A 4,930-nucleotide genomic window follows, 5' to 3' on the forward strand; every position below is an offset into this window, starting at 1 on the left:
CCAGTGCACCGGCCGCTGCGACCCCCGCCGCTGCTCCATCGGCGGCTGCTCCGTCCGCCGGCGCCAGCCCGGACCTCGCCGCGCTGATCGGCACCACCCAGAAGATCAACCGGATCCGCCAGATCACCGCCGCCAAGACCCGCGAGTCGCTGGCCTCCTCTGCGCAGCTCACCCAGGTGCATGAGGTCGATATGACCAAGGTCGCCTCGCTACGTGCGCGGGCGAAGGCCGGTTTTGCTGCCGCTGAGGGCGTGAACCTCACGTTCCTGCCGTTCTACGCCAAGGCCGTCGTCGAGGCACTCAAGATGCACCCGAACGTGAACGCCTCGATCGACGAAGCGAAGAAGGAGATCACGTACCACGCGCACGTGAATCTGGGCATTGCCGTGGACACCCCGCAGGGTCTGCTCTCGCCGGTGATTCACAACGCCGACGATCTGTCACTGTCCGGCCTGGCCCGCGCCATCGCCGACATCGCCGCCCGCTCTCGCTCGGGTGATCTGCGTCCGGACGAGCTCGCTGGTGGCACCTTCACCATCACCAACATCGGCAGTGCCGGCGCCTTGTTCGACACCCCGATCCTGGTGCCGCCGCAGGCCGCCATGCTCGGTACCGGCGCCATCGTCAAACGTCCGGTGGTGCTCACCGCCGCCGACGGTACCGAGTCCATCGCGGCCCGGCCGATGGCCTTCCTGCCGATGACATACGACCACCGGCTCGTCGACGGTGCGGATGCCGGGCGCTTCCTCACCACCGTGCGTCAGCGGCTGGAAGGCGGCGAGTTCGCCGCCGATCTCGGCCTGTAGTCACCGGAGCGGGGGCGGATTTCGGGTATGCACATCGTCGTCGCGGGCAGCAGCGGGCTGATCGGTTCGGCACTCGTCGAATCGCTCGGCCGTGCCGGACACCGGGTGACCCGGCTGGTTCGTGACCGGGTGACCGGTGCCGATCAGGTTCGCTGGGATCCGGAGACCTTCGGGGTTCCGCCGGCGGCACTGACCGACGTCGGCGCTGTGATCAGCATGGGTGGAAAGAATCTCGGCAACGGTCGGTGGAGCGGCTCGTTTAAGCAGCAGCTCCGGGACTCCCGGATCACCCCAACCGCCGTGCTCGCCGAAGCCGTGCACGACGCCGGGGTGCCGACTTTCCTCAGCGCCAGTGCCACCGGCTTTTACGGCGACACCGGCGACGTGGCCGTCACCGAGTCCGCCGGGCCAGGTTCGGGCTTCCTCGCCAGCCTCGCCGTCGATTGGGAGGCCGCGACCGTCGGCGCTGGCGACGCGCGGGTGGCGGTGCTACGTACCGCGCCGGTGCTCGCCCGCAACGGCGGCATGCTCGGTCGGCTGCGTCCGTTGTACCGGCTTGGCCTCGGTGGTCCGATCGGCGACGGCCAGCAGTTTTTCTCCTGGATTTCGCTGCCGGACACGGTCAACGCACTGATCCATGTCCTGACCAACGACACCATTTCCGGTCCCGTGAATCTTGCTGCGCCACAACAAGTTCGGTACGGGGACTTCAGCGAGCAGTTGGCCCGACGGCTGCGTCGCCCCTCACTCCTGCGGGTGCCCGCTCCCCTCGCCCGGTTTGCCGCCGGTGAGCTCGTCGACGATCTGGTCCTCACCTCGTCCCGCGTGGAACCGGCCGTGCTGACCGACACCGGTTTCGTCTTCGCGCACCCCACCCTGCCCGCCGCATTGGAATACTCCGGTGCGTAACGGCTCCGCGCGCGCCAGCACCGCGCCGATCGAGGTCCGCGACCTCGGCGTCGTCGACTACGAGACCGCGTACACCCTGCAACACGATCTCGCCGCGCAGCGCGCCTCCGGCGAACTCGATCACGACCTGCTGCTCCTGCTGGAGCATCCGTCGATTTACACGGCGGGCAAACGCACCGAAGACTCCGATCGGCCGGTGAACGGCGCGCGGGTGATCGACGTCGACCGCGGCGGCCGGATCACCTGGCACGGTCCGGGCCAGCTGGTCGGCTACCCGATCATCAAACTCGCCGAACCACTCGACGTCGTGGATTACGTCCGTCGTCTCGAGGAGGCGCTGATCGTCGTCTGCGCCGACCTTGGAGTGGCCACCACGCGCGTCGACGGCCGTTCGGGCGTCTGGATCACCGATGACCACAGTGCGCGCAAGCTCGGTCAGATCGGTATCCGCGTCTCACGCGGCGTCACCCTGCACGGCTTCGCGCTCAACGTCGACCCGGACATGTCGGTGTTCTCCGCGATCGTTCCGTGCGGCATCGCCGATGCCGGCGTCACCTCCCTGGCCGCCGAGCTCGGCACTCCGCTAGCCGTCGGCGACACCCTGCCCACCGTGGCCACGCACGTCCAGGAATGTTTGGACGCCGAGCAAGCGTTGATGCCTGAGACTGCACCATCTCACCGAGCGTAGGATCGATACAGTGACAACCTCCGACGGGGCTACCCCGATTCCCGAAGGCCGCAAACTCCTCCGTCTGGAAGTGCGCAATGCCCAGACCCCGATCGAGCGCAAGCCGAAGTGGATCAAGACCCGGGCGTCGATGGGCCCGGAATACACGGAGCTGAAGAACCTGGTTCGCAGCGAGGGCCTGCACACGGTGTGCGAAGAAGCCGGCTGCCCCAATATCTACGAATGCTGGGAAGACCGCGAAGCCACCTTCCTGATCGGCGGTGAGCAGTGCACCCGCCGCTGCGACTTCTGTCAGATCGACACCGGCAAACCCGCCCCCCTCGACACTGATGAGCCACGGCGGGTGGCCGAGTCCGTGCAGGCGATGGGACTGCGCTACTCAACGATCACCGGGGTGGCCCGCGACGATCTGCCCGATGAGGGTGCCTGGCTGTACGCCGAGACGGTACGCAAGATCCACGAGTACAACCCGGGTACTGGCGTGGAGAATCTGATCCCCGACTTCCACGCCAAGCCGGACCTTTTGGCGGAGGTGTTCGACGCCCGGCCCGAGGTACTCGCGCACAATCTGGAGACGGTCCCCCGCATCTTCAAGCGAATCCGCCCGGCCTTCCGCTACGAACGCTCACTGGACGTGCTGACCCAGGCCCGCGACTTCGGTCTGGTCACCAAATCGAACCTGATCCTGGGGATGGGTGAGACCCCGGACGAGGTGCAGTCGGCACTGCGCGATCTACATCAGGCCGGCTGCGACATCGTCACCATCACCCAGTACTTGCGGCCGTCACCGCGCCACCACCCGGTGGAACGCTGGGTGAACCCCGAAGAATTCGTCGAGCATTCCGATTACGCGACTGAACTCGGCTTCGCCGGGGTGCTCGCCGGGCCGCTAGTCCGGTCGTCATACCGCGCGGGTCGGCTGTACGCGCAAGCGATGGCTAAGCACGGTCGCCCACTCGACCCGGCGATGGCCCATTTGGCCACCGAAGGCGCCGCCGCGCAGGAAGCGTCGTCAGTCCTGCACCGCATGGCTCAGTAGTTCCCGGCACACCGTAGACTGGGCGGCATGGCAAAGCCCTCCGACAACACCAGCAAAGAGGCCAAAAAGGCCGCGAAAGCCGCCCGCAAAGCGGCGTCCAAGCAGCAACGCCAGCAGATCTGGCAGGCGTTCACCATGCAACGCAAGGACGATAAGGCACTCATCCCGCTGATGATCGCGGTCATTGTGGTGGTGGCCGCAGCCTTCGCACTGTTCGGCAAGTTCGTCTTCGGCGGCCTGTGGTTCATGCTGGTGCTTGGCATTCTGTTCGGCATCCTCGGCGCCTTCATCTTGTTCAGCCGCCGAGTGTCCAAGAGCGTCTACAAGAAGGCCGAAGGCCAACCGGGTGCGGCGGGCTGGGCGATCGGCAACATGCGCGGCCAGTGGCGCGTGCAGCAGGCCGTCGTGGGCACCACCCAGCTCGACGCAGTGCACCGCGTGATCGGCAAGCCCGGCATCATCCTGGTCGGTGAGGGCTCGGCCACCCGAGTCCGTCCGCTGATGTCGCAGGAGAAAAAGAAGATCGCACGTGTGGTCGGCACCACCCCCATCTACGAGATCGTCGTCGGCAATGGCGAGGGCGAAGTGCCGCTGTCCAAGCTGGAGTCGCACATCAAAAAGCTGCCCGGCAACATCAGTAAAGAGCAGATGGAGTCCCTGGACGGACGTCTGGCGGCACTGAAGAGCAAGGGTGCGTCCGGACCTGCCATGCCGAAGGGCCCGATGCCCAAGGGCGCGAAGATGAAGAACGTCGCCCGCACCGCCCGCCGTCGCGGCGGCGCGGGTACCGGTACCGGCGATAGCAAGGGCTAGCAACGCCAGGTTCCACCACTGATACGCTCAGCGCCCCGGCGATTTCTTGCCGGGGCGCTGAGCATTTGTCGGGATATCAGGGATTCAGGCCTGCGGATTCTGCGGATAGACAGGCGGAGCGTAGCCCGCCGGGGCAGGCGGTCCGTAGCGGACCGCGTTGGGGGAGGTCGCGATGAGACACATGATGAAGACCACGATGCTCAGCGGACCGACCAGCGTCAGCAGGTAGAACCAGCCGGAGAAGCCGGCGTCGTGCAGGCGGCGGACTGTCACGGCGATCGTCGGAACGATAGTGGCCAGTGCCCAGATAACGAAGACGATCAGCGCGATGATGCCGAATGCAGTGAATTCGCCGATGGCGTCGTCGTCGCCGACGATGTGCCAATTGACACCCACCGTGTAGGCCAGCCCCAGCAGAATCGCGTCGACGATGCCGTGGAACAGGATCCACCACCAGTACTCGCCGCGGCTGGCACGACCGGTGAAGGTCGCGTACTTCCGAAAGACACGCTTGACTGCACCGGCTGGGCCGATGCCATAGTAGGGCCAGTCAATCGGCGGCGCAGCGGGTGCGGGGGTTGTGGTCATGCGGTCCACTATCCTCCCTGATCCCCGGTCCGCGCCGCGGATCGACCCACACCGCCAACAGACAAAAGCCGAGCGCCCCGGTGACAT

The 4,930-nt window shown here is 66.4% G+C and carries 6 protein-coding genes; 5 read left to right on the forward strand and 1 reads right to left on the reverse strand.

The window, feature by feature from the left end; translation table 11 throughout:
* The 5 genes from sucB to WAW85_RS14605 form a co-directional block, all read left to right on the forward strand.
* Positions 1–806: 2-oxoglutarate dehydrogenase, E2 component, dihydrolipoamide succinyltransferase (gene sucB / locus WAW85_RS14585; protein ID WP_422560315.1), on the forward strand; the 806-nt coding region annotated here is incomplete at its 5' end.
* A 27-nt stretch (positions 807–833) separates the two neighbouring features.
* The gene (locus WAW85_RS14590) at positions 834–1,715 is read left to right on the forward strand and encodes a TIGR01777 family oxidoreductase (protein ID WP_422560316.1); all 882 of its coding nucleotides are present in this window, start codon (positions 834–836) and stop codon (positions 1,713–1,715) included.
* Positions 1,708–2,403 carry a lipoyl(octanoyl) transferase LipB gene (lipB, locus tag WAW85_RS14595; protein WP_422560317.1) on the forward strand — a complete coding sequence of 232 codons (696 nt, stop codon included), beginning with the start codon at positions 1,708–1,710 and terminating at the stop codon, positions 2,401–2,403. Before WAW85_RS14590 ends, lipB begins: the two co-directional genes overlap by 8 nt.
* 10 nt (positions 2,404–2,413) lie before the next feature.
* Entirely contained in the window at positions 2,414–3,442 is a 1,029-nt protein-coding gene (gene lipA, locus WAW85_RS14600) for a lipoyl synthase (protein ID WP_422560318.1), read from the forward strand.
* Between the two features lie 27 nt (positions 3,443–3,469).
* Positions 3,470–4,255 carry a DUF4191 domain-containing protein gene (locus WAW85_RS14605; protein ID WP_422560319.1) on the forward strand — a complete coding sequence of 262 codons (786 nt, stop codon included), beginning with the start codon at positions 3,470–3,472 and terminating at the stop codon, positions 4,253–4,255.
* Positions 4,256–4,339: 84 nt separating this feature from the next.
* Here the strand turns inward: WAW85_RS14605 and WAW85_RS14610 are convergent, their stop codons facing one another.
* Positions 4,340–4,843, reverse strand: a complete 504-nt coding sequence (locus tag WAW85_RS14610; RefSeq protein WP_422560320.1) for a DUF805 domain-containing protein — start codon at positions 4,841–4,843, stop codon at positions 4,340–4,342.
* Between the last annotated feature and the right edge of the window lie 87 nt (positions 4,844–4,930).

The sequence above is a fragment of the Gordonia sp. (in: high G+C Gram-positive bacteria) genome (assembly GCF_049299075.1).
Lineage (GTDB): Bacteria > Actinomycetota > Actinomycetes > Mycobacteriales > Mycobacteriaceae > Gordonia.

Coding starts and splice junctions, on each gene's coding strand:
- WAW85_RS14590 (WP_422560316.1), top strand. CDS start 834: ATGCACATCGTCGTCGCGGGCAGCAGCGGGCTGATCGGTTCGGCACTC.
- WAW85_RS14605 (WP_422560319.1), top strand. CDS start 3,470: ATGGCAAAGCCCTCCGACAACACCAGCAAAGAGGCCAAAAAGGCCGCG.
- WAW85_RS14610 (WP_422560320.1), bottom strand. CDS start 4,843: ATGACCACAACCCCCGCACCCGCTGCGCCGCCGATTGACTGGCCCTAC.